This window comes from Desulfovibrio biadhensis (genome assembly GCF_055388615.1).
Genome location: NZ_AP042477.1, coordinates 4,914,018 through 4,930,704 on the forward strand (window position 1 = coordinate 4,914,018; position 16,687 = coordinate 4,930,704).

The following is a 16,687-nucleotide window of genomic DNA, read 5'->3' on the forward strand; positions in this document are numbered from 1 at the left end:
AAATTATGCTCTAAACAAACAGCATCTATGCTTCGACAATAAAATGCTTGTCCAGACGCATGGTTCTGAGCAGCCGGAGGATGTCTTCGCTCGGGTTGATAACCCGCAAAGAACCCCCGTTTTTGGCAAGAGAATTATGGGCTGCAATCAAGAGCCCCATGCCGATGGAATCGATCATTTCGACATCTTCAAGGTCTATGGTGAGTTGCTTGACACCTTGCTCGACCATGCTTTTGAGCTCGAGCTTGAAGTCCTGCGCCATGGAGGAAACTATATCCCGACCTGGCTTGACGATGGCCGTGTCGCCGTTCTGCTGTATATCGCTCATACATACTCCCTTTGGGCAGTGCTTTTTGAGCACGATGGCGTTCCCGCGCTCGTTGAAAGTCACAGTATCGAAATAATGCTGCAATATGGCCAGACCACGTCCTCCCGGCGTATCCGGTGGCGACAGCTCTGCTGATCGTTTCCAGATAAAACCGGGGCCCTGGTCTTCCACGCGCATTTCCAGCTCGCTTCCGTCGTAGTGCAAATCGTACGTCACCAATTTAGCCGCGTCTTCCTTGCTGCCATGGATAACAGCGTTAGCAAGAGCCTCTCGCATGGCAAGCAGCACGGAAAAGGCATAATCGCTCAATCCATGGGAGAACAAGAAGGCTTTCGTCTCCTCACTTGCGGTATCGATGTTATCCAGCGCGGCGGCCATTTCTATCCGCAACCCGTCGGCATCATGCATTGACTTGAATCGAGTCATACTTCCACCCCCAGCAACACGAGATCATCTTCCTGTGCAGCAGGGTCAGGCACCAGTTTGTCTACAATTTCGTGTACAGCTTGAGCAAGGGGCAGGCCATGACATTCTTTGCACAGTTCCAAAAGCGCATTTTCACCATGCTCCCGGCTTTGCCGGTTCTTATCGAATCGCTCGGTAAGCCCGTCAGTGTACATGTAGATTCTGTCGCCCTTTTCCACTTGCAGTTGCAGCGGCTCCAGACAAATCGACTCAAAGGCGCCAATAATATCCCCTTCTGCATCAAGAAATTTTGCCGCACCTTCTCTGGAAACGAATATTGCAGGCGGGTGCCCTGCATTGACGACTGTAAGCTGGTTAAACCCCCTGTTCAAAAAACAACTTTGTGCAGTGATATACTTGCCATCCTGCAATATGGTCTTCAACACTGAATTGATGTTCTTCAATGTCTCGGGCGGCGTATAAAGGGGGCCGGAATTCTGCCTGACCAGGGCCTTGAGCGAGGACGTGACAAAAGAGGCGCCCAGATCATGGCCACTTATGTCCGCCATAAAATAGCAAAAGCTCTTGCTGCCAACAGGAAAAACATCGTAGAAGTCCCCCCCTGCTTCAAGGATGGGAACATAACGGATAGCGTACTTTGCCTCGGGGAGATCCTCCGGCCTGACAAGAATAGATTGTTGCGCCTCGGATATCTGCCGCAGCCGTGCGGCCTGTTCCTCGATAACCGCCCTGTGCGCCAGTTTGAGCTTCAGGTGCAGCCGGATGCGGGCAATCACTTCAGCTTTTTCAAAAGGCTTGGTGATGTAATCAACTGCCCCTGTTTCCAAACCGTGGACTTTATTATCCACATCCGTAAGCGCCGATATGAAAATGACAGGAATATCCGTACTGGCGGGATCCTGTTTCAATTTGCGGAGGGTTTCAAAGCCGTTTTCTCTGGGCATCATGATGTCCAGGAGAATGATATCCGGCGACTCCTGCGCGGCCAAGGTTCTGCCAGATGGACCGTCAGTAGCGACGAGGGTGACAAACCCTGCGGCCTTGAGCATCCCCTTGAGCACCATAAGGTTTATTGACTCATCGTCGATGATAAGCACCCGGGGGTCATTGCCCCTGTGGGTCACCCCGCCATTTTCTTGCAATGACCTCTCCTTGCTTGTGGGCTATATCTACAGCTTGAATGGTTCATTTGCAGCAACAGGGCCTTCTCAAGCCATTGGGAGCACTTTTTACGGATGAGCCTGCAAAAGCACCATCCCCTCCAGTCATCCGCCAAAGGCTTTCAGGGAGTGTCCTCCTGTCCGCAACGCGGCAACTCTCCTAATCATTTCATAATCGTAATGATACAGGACCCTGGTGTTTTGAGCAAGACAAAGCCTTGATTCACCTGTGCTGCAGGCTCTCAGGACTCAATTTTGTCAACTTGTCCTCAATGATAAATCTGGTAGTTTCCTCCCTACCAGCTGGTCAGCCGTCTTTCGATGATTATCTCTCGTAGCATACCCCTGATAACATCATAAATCACTTAACAGGAAGGAATCACGATGCAGGCTGACATCATCAACCATAGCCGTCCGGCTTACAACAAACGACAACCCAGCATCTCGACTGCGTTGCTCGCAATCCTGCTAGGAGCCTTCTCCATGTATCTGGCTATACCTGCTTCCCCCCTGCATGCAGCGGAACCGAGCATCACCACCCTGCCCAATGGCTTTACCATTCTCGTACAGCAGGACGAACGCTTTCCCCTGGCCTCGCTCAGATTATACGTCAGGGCCGGTTCGGCCTATGAAACCAAGGGGCAGGAAGGCATAAGCCACCTGCTTGAGCACATGGTTTTCAAAGGCACCCACAACCGCGCCATGGGCGAAACCGCCAAGGAAGTGGAAAGCGCGGGCGGATCTCTCAACGCAGCCACCAGCTTCGATTACACGGTGTTCCTGACCGACATGCCTGCTGACAAATGGCAACTGGGCATGGACGTGCTGCATGACATGATCTTCAACGCCACCATCGACCCTGACGAACTGGAGCGGGAAAAAAAGGTCGTGCTCTCGGAGCTCGCCCGTAATGAAGACACCCCAGGCAACATGCTCTTCAAAAGCATGCAGCCCCTGACCTGGCCCGGCACTCCCTACGAAGCGCCAATCATTGGATTTCGGGATACGGTCTCGAACATCTCTCGCCAGGACATCCTTGATTATATCCACGACCACTATCAGCCCCAGTCCATGTTGCTGGTTGTATGCGGCAACGTGGACCCGGCCCAGGTTCAGGCCGAGGCTTCCAAACTGTTTGGCAACCTGTCCAACGACCGTCAGCTCCACCCTGCCGAGCTGGTGGACGTGGCCGCCATCCGTGAAAAGCAGGGCGCAACTCCCCGCGTAAAAGTCATCGGCGGCGAGTACAACAAGGTCTATTTGAACATCACCTTTCCCCTGCCCGGGTTCCCCACAGCCGGCACCGCCGCGCTGGAGACCCTGGGGCAAATTCTCGGTGGTGACAAGACGTCACGCTTTTACCGCACCTTCAAGTACGACAAGCAACTTGTGGATGACATCTCCACCGCAGCCATGACCCTGCAACGTAGCGGGGCGATGTACATCAATGTGACCCTTGACGCTGACAAGCTGGACCAGTTCTGGACCGAGTTTGCCGCCTATCTTTCCAAACTCGACCCTGCCGCCTTTACGGATGAAGAAGTCGAACGCGCCAAGCTCAACCTTGAAGACTCCATGTACCAGGCCAAGGAAACCCTTGCCGGACTCGCATCCAAGATCGGTTTTTTCCAGTTTTTTGAAAACGGCGCCATTTCAGAACAGAATTACCTTTTCGAACTCAGTCAGGTGGACAAGGCGAGTCTGAAAGACGCTTTTGAAAAGTACATACAGCCTGGCGCTTTCTCCTCCGTGGTGCTTGCACCTGAAAACCAGGCCGCCACACTGGAAAAGGACCTGACCGACAAAATCGCAAAAGCCTGGCCTGCCAAAACGCAAGAACACACCGCCAAAGCCGACGCCGGCGCAGCAAGCAACACAGAAGTTCTCGATATCGCACCAGGCCGTAAACTCGTGCTCATGCCGGATACGACGCTGCCCTACACGTCCGTGTCCCTTGCCATCAGAGGGGGCGATTCCCTGCTCACCCCAAAGCAGCAAGGCCTGGCCGCTCTAAGCGCCAGAACACTGACCAAGGGGACCACAAAGCGCTCCGCCAGTGAATTGCAGGACTACCTCTCCGACAGGGCCGCTTCTCTCGACGCAAGCGCAATGCGTGAAGCCCTTACCGTAAACGCCAAGTTTCCTTCCCGGTTCAGCAATGAAATACTGCCCCTTTTCAAGGAAGTACTGACCCAGCCTGGATTTGCCGACACAGAGGTGGCGCGTGAGAAGCAGAACCAGATCGCGGGCATAAAAGGGCGCGAGGACCAGCCACTTGGTCTGGCTTTCCGCAACGTGTTTCCCTTTCTGTTCACCGATACGAACTACAGCTACTTCCACCTGGGCACCATTGAAGGCGTGGAAGCCTTCACCCCGGAAGACGTGAAAACATATTGGCAAAATCAAAAGGGCAACGGATGGGTCTTGGCAGTCTGCGGCGATTTCGACCGCGACGCCATCATCGAGCTGGCCAAATCGCTGGCAGCCGAAATCGGACCGCAAAAGGATGACGCCAAAGCGTTTGCCACGCCCAAATGGTCCGACACCAAGAGCCTGAACCTTCACCTGGAAGACCGCAACCAGACGCATCTCCTCGAGATTTGGGAGATTCCGCCTGTGGCGAATGAAGATACCGCAGGTCTCAAACTGCTCCGCGAAGTCCTGGCCGGACAAAGCGGGCTGCTCTTCAACAGGCTGCGCGACGAACAAGGTCTCGGCTATTCCGTTACGGCCTTCAACTGGCAAAGCCCGGCAGCCGGCTTCATGGCCTTCTACATCGGCACCTCTCCGGACAAGAAAGAACAAGCACTCGAAGGATTTGACGAGGTGCTTGCCGAACTGCGCGACAAGCCCCTGGACGAAGCCGCCATTCAAAGAGGGCGCAATCTTCTGCAGGGCGACTACTACCGCGAACACCAGAGCCTGGACAGCCGCAGCCGTGAAGCATCGTCGTTGCTGATACAAGGGCTGCCCCTGGACATCAATGAAAAGGACATCCAGAAGGCAAAGACCATCACCGCCGAAGAATTGCAGGCTCTGGCCCGGAAGTATCTGAACCCCGGAAAGAGCTACCTGCTCTCCGTATCGCCCTAAGGCGAATACGCGGACGCTGCACCATGGATGAAAAAAGGCCCCTCGCGAGGGGCCTCAGCTCATTGACAAACCCCGCTTTTTGCAAAGTGGGGTTTGTTTTTATGAACCGATTTCTTTTCAGGCCGCTGCCAGCTGGGATGTTGGCTCGATCGGCCCCAATCGAACGAGACAGAGAGACTGAGGTAGAAAGTACAGGCATTTGGGCTGCAAATATTTGTATGACAGCTCCAAAGGGGCCAGCAGCAAGGCCATTTTCTTCATGTTTTGACATGTGGCGGAAAGCAGGCTTTGAACCTGGACCTTAGCCAGGCCGCAGAACCGAGCATAGCGATGCCCGTGCAGTTGTTTGGCGTCGGCAAAGCTGCGCTCTACGGTCTCTTTCCGGCGAGCATAGATTCTTTTTCCGAATTCCGTGAGCCGGTGCGCATCCACCGTATCCACGTATTCCCGCCACACATGGCGTGTCACTGTTTTCTTGCAATTCCGGTTTGTTGTGCACTCTTTCAGTAACGGACAGCGGCGGCAAACCTTTGGTAACGAGTCATAGAGACGATATCCTTCGCGGTTGGTGGTGGAGTAGTGAAGCTCCTGGCCTTCGGGGCAAAGATAGCAGTCCTTGTCCGGCAGGTATTCAAAGGCGCGTTTGGGGAGCATCCCTTTGCGACGAGTGGGACGACGATAGCCAATGACACCATAAATATGCTTTTCTTCCAGCGTCTTGCAAATGTGTGAGGTGAAATATCCTGCATCGAGGCCGACGTGCTTCACAGCAAAGCCGAAGCGGTTGATTTGTCGGTCCAGCCGATCGAGATAGGGCATGCTGTCATGCACCGAGGCCGGAGTTACGTAACTGTCGGTGATAATGTTGTGTCGGCTGTCCACAGTGCGATGATCCAAGTAAAAGAAGCCCTTAGGCTTGCCCTCGCGTACCATGTACCCGCTGTCCGGATCGGTTGTGCTCTGCTTGATCCGCTTGGACCCCGCTTCGCGGTTGTCCTGCTTCAGCGGTTTCTTTCCATGCCTGCGCCTGTCTTCCTCCACGGCGTCTTCAAGTTCGCCCAAGTATGACTTCGTGCTTTGGGCAACGAGCTTTTCCGTAAATTTATGCTTGTTGGCGTTGGCTTTCAGGTGGGTGGAATCGGTGTAAAGCGTGTGTCCGCCGACAAGCCTCTTTTTCATGGCCTGGAACACTATACCGTCAAAAATGTCCTGGGCAACGCTGGTGTCGTTAAATCTGCGCCGCCGGTTTTGGCTGATGGTGCTGGCATCGGGCACTTTGTCCTGCAATCCCAGGCCAAGGAACCAGCGATAGGCAACATTGACCTGGATTTCCTTGACAAGCTGACGCTCGCTGCGGATGCCAAACAGATAGCCGATGAATAGCATTTTGAAGAGCACCACCGGTTCAATGGCCGGACGGCCATTGCCCTCGCAATACAAATCCTTGGTGAGCTCATGAATAAAGGAGAAATCAATAACCTTGGCAATTTTGCGAAGCAGATGATTCATGGGGACAAGTTCGTTGATCGAAACAAACTCCATTTTCACCTGCTGATTTTTGGGCGGCTTTAGCATGAAGATAGTATAAGAAAACCCTCGCCGATTGGCGAGGGTTTGTCAGCATTCTGAGGCCCTTCGCGAGGGGCCTTTTTTTCATTCTGATTGCGGCGCACCCGCTACAGACAATCCACCACGCCCCCGTCCACGCGCAGGGCGGCCCCCGTTGTGCCAGAGGCTTCCTTTGAGCAGGCATACACCACCATGTTGGCGACTTCCTCCACAGATGTTGGCCGCTGCAGCACAGACGAAGGGCGGTTTTCCTTCACAAAATCCACAGCCGCCTGTTCTAGCGTCTGCCCCTCCTTGCGGAAATTCTCATCAATCATCTGCCGCACCCCTTTGGAAAGCGTAGGACCGGGCAGCACGGAATTTACATTGACGCCTGTACCGGACATCAATTTCGCCAGACCGCGGGCTATGGCCATGACGCCGGCCTTGCAAAAGCCGTAGGCAAGCATATCCGGTGGGATGTTCTCACCTGATTCAGAAGAGATGAAGACCACACGCCCCCAGCTTTTCTGTTTCATGCCGGGCAGATAGGCCCGTGCAAGGCGAACGCCGGACATGACGTTGATGTCTATGTAACGGCTCCAGTCCTCGTCGTTGGTGTCAAAAAAATCCTGCGGGCCGTAAATGCCCAAATTATTAACCAAAATATCGCATTCAGGATATTCTTTCACCATTGCTGCACAGCCATCCGCCGTGGAAAGATCACCTGAAAAGCCCGTCACATCGCATTGGGGCAGCTCTTCGCTTACTCCTTTGAGCGCCGCCTCCACGGAATCCTGAGAGCGTCCGTTAAGGACGACACTGGCTCCACATGCGGCGAGACCTTTGACTATGGCGAGACCGATACCAGCTGTAGACCCGGTGACTATGGCGCGCTTGCCGCTCAAGTCTATATGCATCATTCCTCCTTTTAATATTATTGCAGACACTTGGAAACACAATCATCCAAAAAAGACAGAACAGCGTAGCACGCTGCGCCGGGTGATGAAAGAGGGTCGACGAAGAGTGGAAAACAGCGGGGGAAAAATACCCGATCGGCAGAGCAGCATAAAAAACGGGGCCCCGCGTGGGGCCCCGTTCTCAAGGAGGAGGTGTACTGCAGGGAGCATCGATGCGCTCCCTTTTTTGGGGCATTAAACCATGAAAAATCTTTGGCGGAAGGAGGCCGGGCAATACCTGCCCCCTTCCGCCCCCATCAATTCAAACTGGATGTATAGACATCCACCAAAAGGGATTTCCCAAACTGCTCTACTGCTCCGGCGCGGAAATCCCCTGATCCAATATACGGCCATCTTCCATTGCCACAATGCGTGATGCGCAGGCCGCATACTCCGGGTCATGGGTAACCATGACAATGCCAAGGCCTTCGGCGTTCAAATCCTGGAGGAGGTGCAGAATCTGTTGCCCTGTAGCCTTGTCCAGACTTCCGGTGGGTTCATCGGCAAAGAGTAGCGACGCCTGCTTCACCAAAGCGCGGGCAATGGCCACCCGCTGCTGTTCACCGCCAGACAGATTGCCGGGGAGGCTGTCTTCCTTGCCCTTGAGCCCGACACGGGCCAGGCACTCCCGCCCCCTGTCCAATATCTCGCCGGAAACCGGGCGCATGCCCTGCATGAAGGGAAGCACGGTGTTTTCCAGCGCCGTCAGATACGGGAGCAGGTGGTGGAATTGGAAGATCACGGCAAAGTCATGACGGCGCAATGCATTGCAGGCAGCTTCGTCCATGGCGGTTATGTCCTGCCCTCTGAAGCTGATGCTGCCTTGATCCGGCCGTAATAACGTGGAGAGCACGTGCATGAGTGTGGTCTTGCCGGAGCCGGAGCGTCCTGTCACGGCCACGAATTCGCCCTCCTGCATATGGAAATCCACCTCATGCAACACGGTTTTACCGGCTGCGCCGTTGGTGGCGTATTTTTTGACTATGTTCTGTGCATGCAACATTGCATTTCTCCTGTAAGCGGTGTGTTTTCACCTTGCAGCAAGGCCGGCCTATTACCGAATCCCTGTATACAACGGGCAAACGCGAGAGATATTGCAAACTCACACTCACTCATGATCTTGCCCTACAACGCGGTAAGCGCTTCCGAGGGATCGACTTTGGCAGCCTTGAGCGCAGGAAAGGCTGCAGCCAGGACAGAAACCAGGGCCACGCCAGCGCAGGTGGCGGCGAGCTGAGAGGCCGAGAAGGCTATCCCTTTGACGCTTGCGGCGGCGGCATCTGCGATATCCAGTGCACGCACGACCTCAAAGCCGGCAAAGAGCCCCAATCCATATCCAAGAGCTCCAGCCAGAAGGCCAAGCAGCAGGGCCTCCACGCAGAAGATGCCGAAGACGCGCCCTTTGGAATACCCCAGGGAGCGCAGGATGCCGATTTCCTTGCGCCGCTCGTTCACGGCCGAGAGCATGGAGAGCCCTACCATGCAACACCCGGTGAGCAGGATGACGATACTGACCGTCATGACCAGGCGCTGCACATAGTTCACAGAGTACATCCGCTGCTGCACCACGCTCCGCAGGGCCTTTACCTCCGCACCGGGAAGCGCCTTGCCCAGTTGGCTGACGATATCTTCTATGGGGCACCCCGCACAGAGCGCGGCCACCTCTACAAAGTCCGCCTGGCCGGGTCGGTCGGTAATACGTTGCAAGGCTGCGATATCCAGGAACAGAACCTTGTCGTCGTCGCCGCCTGTGGGAGAAAGGATTCCGGCCACGGTAAAAGGCTCACCGTGCAGTTCCACGCTGTCCCCCTTTTTCAGGGCCAAACGCTTTGCCGCAGCGCTGCCGGCAATGATGTCTCCGGGCGCTTCAGGCAAATCACCATCTATTGCCCAGTAGCTTTTGAGCTGCAATTCATTGGGCCAGTCAACGCCAATGAGCCCCACGGCCTCGCCCTCACCATCATGCGCAGTAAGCTGCTCCACTGCAGCCAGTTTCGGCGCTACAGCACTCAGCCGCTCGGCAAGGGCAATGCCATGAACACGCTGCTGCAATTCCTGCAAATCCAGAGGACGACGTTCCATCAACAGGTCGCCCAACTGCAACCCGCCGTAACTCACGCTCAGGCTTTCGCTTTTAGGTGTAATGAGAATGTTCGCGCCAAAGGCCGTCAGTTTTCGTTCCAGGCTTTCGCCCACCACTTTGGAAACGTTTTGCAGCGCAACAATGGCTGTGACGCCCAACGTGAAAACCAGCAGCAGTACGAGTGTGCGCATGGGTTTTCGCCGTGCGCAACGCAGTGGGATGGTGAGTATGTTCATACCGCCCTGCCCTTTAAAAGTAGGCAGTGCCGGCCATGACGTCGGCCACATTTATGCGCAGGGAATTGGCGTCATAGTCGCGTTGCAAGGGCGCGGGATTGCATCCGCCTTTTACCACATTGATGCGCTTGATGTGAAAATGCTGTCCGCAGTTGTTGCACACCATGTACTCCCCGTTCTGGTCATACCCTTTTTTTTCGGGGTAGCAGACATCGCAGGCGTCAAAAGCGGCGCGCAGCACGCCGGTATCGTCCATGATAACGAAGAAACGGATTTCCTTTCCGCCATCCTTGTAGACGTAATAGTGCGCCTTGCCGTCGGAAACATCATCCGTGGGAATGACAATTTGCCCGTCCGTTGCGCTTACGGTTTCGTATTTATCAAAAAGGCTGAACGCCGAGGCGAAATGCACAAAGGGCGCAAAGATGAAAAGAGCTGTTACGAATACAGCCCCAATGACCAACCTGGCTTCGGTAATCTTGATTTTCATGATCCAATCCTTATGGTAAAATGCTATTATGGTTCGCAAAAATAAAGGCGCAACTCGCGTTGTGGCTCGTATGCAAGGCATACGCACAGACGCAACGTCAGACCCTGCCGCCATACGTCATCTGAATCTGGTGACGCTGGGCAGCGGCGAACCTGCTAGCAACGAAAGGATTGTAAAAGGAGAAAGCGGGGCGCTTTCGCCAGAGGTGGGGCGCGGTTCAGAAAGGAAGTGGCAACATAGGCGGCGCCATCGGGCAAGAAAGGCGCCACGACAAGGCCCCCTGTGATAACTTGCGGGGCGTCGATGGCGGCCGCACTCCAGGCGCGGGCATGGGCCCCCGGAGCCAATGGCGCCTGCAACGAACATTTGCATTGCGCGCCATCATCTACGAGTGAAGAAACAGCAATGCGTTGCAATGTATTGGAAGAACAGCAGCCTGCATCTGCCGCCATGGCATGTGCTGCCTGCTGTCCGTGTTGGCCGCAACCACCTGCATCAGGAACCTGGGCAACATCCTGGGCGTTTGCTGCAGCATGGCTTGCTGCTGGAAAACAATGCCCGCATGTGACATGCGCCTGCACGGAAGAAAGAGGAGCGGCCGTCGCCCCTGCCGTCCACAAAAGACACAACAGCAGACAAACAACAGCCCGCACCTTTTGCCCCGGCAATGAAATTCTTCTGTCCTTTTTCCTGATGCCCATGTGCGTAATCTATACCGTCGCACTATGAAAAGTCAATCATCCTTTTCTTGCATATCCAATCTTTTTAACAACGCCTCTGCACACCCCCTATACTGCTGGAAATGTATGAAAAACGAGGATACGTACATCTGACGCTCACAAATGTGCGGCTGCTGTTGATTGACGAGATACGGCTTTTGGGGCACGTTTTTTTCGTTCAATCCAATACTTGCGTATAAAACATACCACTATACATGAAACGCTTCTCATCAAAACAGCTTATTTTCACGGCGTATGCCCTGGCCGGCGTCATGCTGTGCGTTTGTGTCTCTGTGAAGTTGCTGCAACATTATTCCTTCAAAACCAGTGATTTTGATACCGGAATATACGCCAACGCAGCCTGGAACGTTGCCAACGGCAACGGCTTCTACAGTTCCGTGCTGGACCGCGACCTCCTGAGCGAACACTTTTCCCCCATAACAGCCTTTTTTGCCCCCCTCATGAAGCTCTACCCAACGGCGAACTGGCTGCTGTTCGCCCAGGGATTCGCCGTGGGAGCGTTCTTTTTTGTCCTTATCCGGCTCTGCACGTACATCGGCAGGAAAAGAGACCAGACAACGACATCCGCCATAGCCCTGGGCATGTTGCTACTGGCCTTCATGTACTGGCCGTTGGCGGGTGCCCTTTATTTCGAATTCAATCCTTCCACGCTAGCCATGCCACTCATTGGTCTGGCGATTCTGGCCTTGCACCAGAGGCGCGATTTCATGCTCTGGGGGACGGTCGCCGTACTGCTGCTGACCAAGGAATCAGCGCTATTGGCGCTTGTCGGTCTGGGGCTTTACGCATGGCTGGGGTGCAAACGCTTTCGGCTGGCGCTGCTGCTCTTTGCCCTCTCCGGCATTATGGCTGTCATCATCTTCAAGGTATTCATTCCAGAATTCCGAGAAGAACGATGGGCGTTCTCCTCCCTTATCAGCCCCTGGCAGCATTGGGATGTGAAGTGGCAGTATCTGCTCAAGCTTTTTCTGCCCTTGGGGTTTCTACCATTGTTCAGTTGGCGGGCCCTGCTCCCTGCATTGCCTTGCATTGCATTGAACCTGTTGGCTGCTGATACAGAGCAATTCTCCACGCAATACCAATTTGACGCCATAGGCGGTGTATTTCTTCTTGTGGCAGCCATGCACGGAGCCTTCAAAATCGAAAGATACACAAGAAAATCAGACGGATATCTCAGAACCGGTTTGATTGTTTGTCTCATGCTCGTAGGCGTATTGAACGGGGGAACTTCCCTGGCAAATGTCTCTCCCGCCAGCTTTTTGCCGCGCTGCTGGCCCACCAGCGATACAAATCGCATGCACTATGAACTGGAGGCCTCTCGCAAAGCAATAGGCCTGCAGCCCGAAGACGGCATTGTCGCAAGCCTATGCCTGGGACCGCATCTGAATTTCAGGACACGCTATTCAATACTGAATGAAAGCTTCAGCAGTAATTGGCTGCAGCCAGGCGATTATGTGTTCATCGCCCCAACCTGTAGAGGTGATATTCTGCAAAAGCAGCCGAGGTTCCGGGAGCGCCTGTTGGCAGTAGATGGAGTGCATCAGGTGCATGCCAGTAACCTGCTGGAAGTGTACAAGGCGGAATAACCAGCAGCGTTTTCCCCTACAGACAAAATAAGGGGCGCAGGGGCATCCTATCGTGCCCTTTCAGACTCGTGAATGAACTTTCCTCAAAATGCAATGAAACGCGCATCATCCAAACAGCTAGTCTTTCTTGTCTATGCACTCGCAGTCCTCATGCTGTGCATCTGCATATCCGTCAAGCTTTTGCAGCACTATTCTTTTGGAACAAATGATTCAGACACAGGCATTTACGCAAATGTGGCCTGGAACATTGCAAATGGAAACGGCTTTTACAGTTCTTCAAGCCAACACAGCCACCTGGGAGAGCATTTTTCCCCCATCACAGCAGTATTCGCCCCTTTCATGCGTATGCACCCTACAGCCTATTGGCTGATGTTTGCTCAGGGACTTGCCGTAGGCGTATTCTTTATAGTGCTGGTACGGCTCTGCTTCGTTATTGGCGGGAAAGAACAGCAACGCGCGAGCGCTGTCATAGCCCTGTGCATTTTACTGTTGTCATTCATGTATACGCCGCTGGTCAGCGCACTGTGCTTTGAATTTCATCCTTCAACATTGGCAATGCCCCTTATTGCGCTGGCGATTCTTGCCGTACATGAAAATAAAAACGTCCTGCTTTGCCTGTTGCTTGTTGCGCTTCTCACCACCAAGGAATCGGCCATCCTGGCCTTCATAGGACTTGGCCTCTATGCCTGGCTGGTGTGCAAGCGCAGGCGACTGGCCCTTGCCCTGTTTGCTTTGGGCGGCATCGCAGCAATCATCATCTTCAAAGTAATCATTCCATATTTCAGGATAGAAGAATGGGGGCACTATTCCCGCCTGGGGCTCTTCGATCACTGGACGGAAAAATCCCGCTATCTTTTACTGCTGGTGTTGCCCCTTGGCTTTTTGCCCCTGCTGCACTGGCGCGCACTGGCAGCCGCCCTCCCCGCCATAGCATTGAACCTGTCAGTTGCGTACAAGCCGCAATTTTCCTCGAATTACCACTACGATGATATGGCAAGCGTATTTTTGCTCATTGCAGCGACTCATGGCGCACACAGGGGGGCATCCTGGATACGTAATATGGACACCTCGCGGAAAGCCCTCATTATCATCGCACTGCTACTATTTGCCCTGTGCAATAAAGGGCATTCACCGCTTTGGAGCTCTCCGCTCAAGTTCATCCCCCGCTTTTGGCCAACTGCAGCCACAGAGCAGTTGCGCACAGAACTGGCGCAAACCATGAAACTGGTTTCCCCTGATGCCGGAGTTGCAGCTCAAGAAAGCCTCGGCACGCGATTATGCATGCGGTATCGCTATACATTGCTTGCCGATCAACTCGCATTGGAAAAATGGCTGCGCCCTGGGGACTGGGTGTTTATCACCCCCATGAGGCAGCACGTGGCCATTGATGACCTGGCTGCCTACCGCAAAAGAATCCTTTCCATCCCTGGTATTACTCCAACGCATGTAAGCGACGTGCTTGAAGTTTACAAAGTAGCCAAGAAGTAGACGCGCCTTCGCACAACATCGCAACCAACGCCGCACGCAGAAAAAAAGCGCCCCAACCAAACAGATGGGGCGCTCAATAGTGGCAAAAGAGCAAAGAAAAGCAGCGAAGCGCAGGCGATACCGGCTTTTCTGCCTTATACGTTGAAACGAAATTCGACGATGTCTCCATCCTTGATGACATATTCTTTGCCTTCAAGGCGGAACAGGCCTTTTTCTTTGGCCTTTTTCATGTTCCCTACGGCAAGAAAATCGTCATAGCCGATAACCTCGGCCCGGATGAATCCCTTTTGGATGTCAGAATGGATCACCCCCGCCGCTTCAGGGGCAGGAGCGCCCTTGCGTACGGCCCAGGCGCGCACTTCCTTGTCGCCCGCGGTCAAAAACGAAATAAGCCCGAGCAGCGAGTAGGTCTTCTTGATAACCCGGTCCAGGGCGGAGTCTTCAAGTCCCAGGTCTTCCATGAATACCGCGCGCTCTTCTTCATCGGTAAGTTCGGCCAGCTCCCGCTCCAGCCGCGCAGAAACGGCTATATGCGCCTCACCGGGAACGTCCTCGGGAGCCTTGAATGCGCCCACATCACCTTCTGGCAGGTTCCAGGCATACAGCAGCGGCTTTGCCGAAAGAAACCGGAAGCCACGCAAGGCGGGATCCACGGCCAGCTCAGGGGCTGCGCGCAGGGGCTTTTCCGACTCGAGTTGTGCCTGGGCTTTGAGCAACGCCTGCTCTTCCTTGGGATCCACCAGGTCTTTATTCTTCTTCTTGTCCTGGGTCAGACGCTCAAGACGCTTTTCCACCACGGCCATATCAGCCACAATAAAATCGGTCTCAATGGCCTGGCGCTGCTCCTCCGGATCGCTCATGCCGGAAAAACCATCCAAAAGCACCAGCAAACAATCATAGGGGCGCACTTCATTCAACACATGGTCGCCCAAACCGCTTCCCTTGCCGCCACCACCGGGAATATCCAGGTATTCGATTTCGCTGAAGGTGATCTTTTTGGGTTGGTACAGTTCGATAAGGGGGTCCAGACGGGGCTCGGGCACCTTGACCATGGCGCGGTTGCCGGCGGCTGCGGCCTGTGGTCCGGCCAGGGCTGCGAAAAGATCGGTTTTGCCGCTGCCGGCAAATCCCGTAATGGCAGTCTTCATGATGTCCTCGTTTTGCTATTTTAGGAAGTTGCGAGGGCCCGCATCCACATGTAATCAAGCCGGCTTCCTTCCTGCGGCGGGCGAAACGACAGACGCTGGCGGAATACGCAAGGCAACGACACAAGAGGAAAACGGGACGCAGGCGCGCAGGTGATGTATGCTTTACTGACCTGCGCTGTCAATCTCGCGCAACAGCCGCAGGGCCATGGGGTCGTTGGGTTCCAGCTCCAGCACTTGCCGCAGCTCCTTGCGGGCCTCGGCGTATTTTTGCTGCGCAACCAGCGTACGCACCAGCCCCCAGTGCGCCTCCACATCTCCAGGGTCCAGCTCCACGGCCTTGGCAAAGGTTTCCCTGGCCTGCACCATGTTGCCGAGTTTCTCCAGAGCCATGCCCAGCCCTACGCGATACATGGCATCCTTGGGAGCCAGATCCACGGATTTATAAAAGGCATCCACCGCAGCCTCCAGCTGCTCCGTCTCCCCATAGGCCATGCCCATGTTAAAATAAAAAATCGCGTCGCCGTATCCCAGGGCTTCTGCCTTTTGATATTCCGCCAATTCCGCTTCATGACTGCCGGTCTGCCCCAGCGCATACCCCAAATAGTAATGCGCAAGGGCATTGTCAGGCTGCTCGCGCAGCAGCACGTCATAGCGTGCGATGGCAGCCTCGTTATCGCCCTCCTGCAATGCCTGCTCTGCAAGAACATCCCTTTCCCACGTGGGGGAGGCTTCCTGCTGTGGTTTTGGCTGGCAGGCAAAAAGGAGCAGACAGCAGATTGCAATGGTGACAAGACGGTGTAACATCATGCAGGCAACATAGCACAGCTCGATGCGCTTGCAAGCACCTGTGCAACAACGCGCAACTGCCCGCGCTCATTGTACAGACCTTTTGCAGTCAAAGACTTTTTTGTGTACATACGTAAGCTGGTCAAACAACCGGTATATTGAGGCCTCAAGCTTCAGGGAACCCAAGCCCATGCAGTCTTCCGACGAATATCACGCTTTTCTGACAGGACCGCTTTCCCGGGAGATGCTGCTGCGCGCCAGAGCGCTTTACGTGTTGGGTTTCACCTTTCCCGAGGGCAGACCACCCGTACCCGACAAAAAGGAATTGCAGTACCGGTACCACTGCGCCATGCTCGTACACCATCCGGACGCCAGCCACGAAAAAAACGCGCATGAGGACGCAGCCTGCATCAACGAAGCATACTCGCTGCTCATGGGGCGCATTGTCACACCTGCTTTATTGCTGGACGAGAAACTGGTGCGCCGTCTTTCCGAAAAGCCCATAGAGTCTTTGGAAGGCGTGCCCACCTATGAAGAATGGCTTGCATCACAATTTTACGACATTAAAAACAAATCTATCTGGTCCTGGTAAGGTTGCAGTATCAGATACACACTT

General features: G+C 54.4%; 14 protein-coding genes. 4 read left to right on the forward strand and 10 right to left on the reverse strand.

Annotated features, from left to right (window positions below; all coding sequences use genetic code 11):
• Window positions 1–25 precede the first annotated feature (25 nt).
• Window positions 26–754 (reverse strand): ATP-binding protein, encoded by a 729-nt coding sequence (locus ACZ5EH_RS21340; protein WP_464275876.1) that lies wholly within the window; start codon window positions 752–754, stop codon window positions 26–28.
• Window positions 751–1,896, reverse strand: a complete 1,146-nt coding sequence (locus ACZ5EH_RS21345) for a PP2C family protein-serine/threonine phosphatase (protein ID WP_464275877.1) — start codon at window positions 1,894–1,896, stop codon at window positions 751–753. Before ACZ5EH_RS21345 ends, ACZ5EH_RS21340 begins: the two co-directional genes overlap by 4 nt.
• Before the next feature lie 402 nt (window positions 1,897–2,298).
• Between ACZ5EH_RS21345 and ACZ5EH_RS21350 the strand changes: the two genes are divergently transcribed.
• The gene (locus ACZ5EH_RS21350; protein WP_464275878.1) at window positions 2,299–5,007 is read left to right on the forward strand and encodes a M16 family metallopeptidase; all 2,709 of its coding nucleotides are present in this window, start codon (window positions 2,299–2,301) and stop codon (window positions 5,005–5,007) included.
• Between the two features lie 117 nt (window positions 5,008–5,124).
• Here ACZ5EH_RS21350 and ACZ5EH_RS21355 read toward each other — a convergent pair whose 3' ends face one another.
• The 6 genes from ACZ5EH_RS21355 to ACZ5EH_RS21380 form a co-directional block, all read right to left on the reverse strand.
• Complete coding sequence (locus tag ACZ5EH_RS21355; protein WP_464274772.1) at window positions 5,125–6,582, reverse strand: IS1182 family transposase; 1,458 nt, start codon at window positions 6,580–6,582, stop codon at window positions 5,125–5,127.
• 101 nt (window positions 6,583–6,683) lie between these two features.
• Entirely contained in the window at window positions 6,684–7,478 is a 795-nt protein-coding gene (locus ACZ5EH_RS21360) for an SDR family NAD(P)-dependent oxidoreductase (protein ID WP_464275879.1), read from the reverse strand.
• A gap of 346 nt (window positions 7,479–7,824) precedes the next feature.
• Window positions 7,825–8,517 (reverse strand): ABC transporter ATP-binding protein, encoded by a 693-nt coding sequence (locus tag ACZ5EH_RS21365; RefSeq protein WP_464275880.1) that lies wholly within the window; start codon window positions 8,515–8,517, stop codon window positions 7,825–7,827.
• A gap of 122 nt (window positions 8,518–8,639) precedes the next feature.
• Window positions 8,640–9,788 (reverse strand): ABC transporter permease, encoded by a 1,149-nt coding sequence (locus ACZ5EH_RS21370; RefSeq protein ID WP_464275881.1) that lies wholly within the window; start codon window positions 9,786–9,788, stop codon window positions 8,640–8,642.
• A gap of 58 nt (window positions 9,789–9,846) precedes the next feature.
• Window positions 9,847–10,323, reverse strand: a complete 477-nt coding sequence (locus ACZ5EH_RS21375) for a Fe-S-containing protein (protein WP_464275882.1) — start codon at window positions 10,321–10,323, stop codon at window positions 9,847–9,849.
• 155 nt (window positions 10,324–10,478) lie between these two features.
• Window positions 10,479–11,024, reverse strand: a complete 546-nt coding sequence (locus ACZ5EH_RS21380) for a hypothetical protein (protein WP_464275883.1) — start codon at window positions 11,022–11,024, stop codon at window positions 10,479–10,481.
• A 233-nt stretch (window positions 11,025–11,257) separates the two neighbouring features.
• Here ACZ5EH_RS21380 and ACZ5EH_RS21385 point away from each other — a divergent pair, with 233 nt between their 5' ends.
• Together ACZ5EH_RS21385 and ACZ5EH_RS21390 are read left to right on the forward strand one after the other, a co-directional pair.
• Complete coding sequence (locus ACZ5EH_RS21385) at window positions 11,258–12,649, forward strand: DUF2079 domain-containing protein (protein WP_464275884.1); 1,392 nt, start codon at window positions 11,258–11,260, stop codon at window positions 12,647–12,649.
• Window positions 12,650–12,799: 150 nt separating this feature from the next.
• A complete protein-coding gene (locus tag ACZ5EH_RS21390; protein WP_464275885.1) occupies window positions 12,800–14,137 on the forward strand; it encodes a DUF2079 domain-containing protein in 1,338 nt (445 codons plus the stop codon).
• A 134-nt stretch (window positions 14,138–14,271) separates the two neighbouring features.
• Here the strand turns inward: ACZ5EH_RS21390 and ACZ5EH_RS21395 are convergent, their stop codons facing one another.
• Complete coding sequence (locus ACZ5EH_RS21395) at window positions 14,272–15,285, reverse strand: DUF933 domain-containing protein (protein WP_464275886.1); 1,014 nt, start codon at window positions 15,283–15,285, stop codon at window positions 14,272–14,274.
• Between the two features lie 162 nt (window positions 15,286–15,447).
• Window positions 15,448–16,092 carry a tetratricopeptide repeat protein gene (locus tag ACZ5EH_RS21400; protein WP_464275887.1) on the reverse strand — a complete coding sequence of 215 codons (645 nt, stop codon included), beginning with the start codon at window positions 16,090–16,092 and terminating at the stop codon, window positions 15,448–15,450.
• Window positions 16,093–16,261: 169 nt separating this feature from the next.
• Here ACZ5EH_RS21400 and ACZ5EH_RS21405 point away from each other — a divergent pair, with 169 nt between their 5' ends.
• Window positions 16,262–16,663 (forward strand): J domain-containing protein, encoded by a 402-nt coding sequence (locus tag ACZ5EH_RS21405; protein WP_464275888.1) that lies wholly within the window; start codon window positions 16,262–16,264, stop codon window positions 16,661–16,663.
• Window positions 16,664–16,687: the final 24 nt, after the last annotated feature.

Excerpts from the sequence above, each read along its gene's own strand:
- ACZ5EH_RS21385 (WP_464275884.1), top strand. The coding sequence starts at position 11,258 with ATGAAACGCTTCTCATCAAAACAGCTTATTTTCACGGCGTATGCCCTG.
- ACZ5EH_RS21370 (WP_464275881.1), bottom strand. The coding sequence starts at position 9,788 with ATGCGCACACTCGTACTGCTGCTGGTTTTCACGTTGGGCGTCACAGCC.
- ACZ5EH_RS21365 (WP_464275880.1), bottom strand. The coding sequence starts at position 8,517 with ATGTTGCATGCACAGAACATAGTCAAAAAATACGCCACCAACGGCGCA.
- ACZ5EH_RS21405 (WP_464275888.1), top strand. The coding sequence starts at position 16,262 with ATGCAGTCTTCCGACGAATATCACGCTTTTCTGACAGGACCGCTTTCC.
- ACZ5EH_RS21400 (WP_464275887.1), bottom strand. The coding sequence starts at position 16,092 with ATGATGTTACACCGTCTTGTCACCATTGCAATCTGCTGTCTGCTCCTT.
- ACZ5EH_RS21375 (WP_464275882.1), bottom strand. The coding sequence starts at position 10,323 with ATGAAAATCAAGATTACCGAAGCCAGGTTGGTCATTGGGGCTGTATTC.
- ACZ5EH_RS21350 (WP_464275878.1), top strand. The coding sequence starts at position 2,299 with ATGCAGGCTGACATCATCAACCATAGCCGTCCGGCTTACAACAAACGA.
- ACZ5EH_RS21340 (WP_464275876.1), bottom strand. The coding sequence starts at position 754 with ATGACTCGATTCAAGTCAATGCATGATGCCGACGGGTTGCGGATAGAA.
- ACZ5EH_RS21380 (WP_464275883.1), bottom strand. The coding sequence starts at position 11,024 with ATGGGCATCAGGAAAAAGGACAGAAGAATTTCATTGCCGGGGCAAAAG.
- ACZ5EH_RS21355 (WP_464274772.1), bottom strand. The coding sequence starts at position 6,582 with ATGCTAAAGCCGCCCAAAAATCAGCAGGTGAAAATGGAGTTTGTTTCG.
- ACZ5EH_RS21360 (WP_464275879.1), bottom strand. The coding sequence starts at position 7,478 with ATGATGCATATAGACTTGAGCGGCAAGCGCGCCATAGTCACCGGGTCT.
- ACZ5EH_RS21390 (WP_464275885.1), top strand. The coding sequence starts at position 12,800 with ATGCTGTGCATCTGCATATCCGTCAAGCTTTTGCAGCACTATTCTTTT.
- ACZ5EH_RS21395 (WP_464275886.1), bottom strand. The coding sequence starts at position 15,285 with ATGAAGACTGCCATTACGGGATTTGCCGGCAGCGGCAAAACCGATCTT.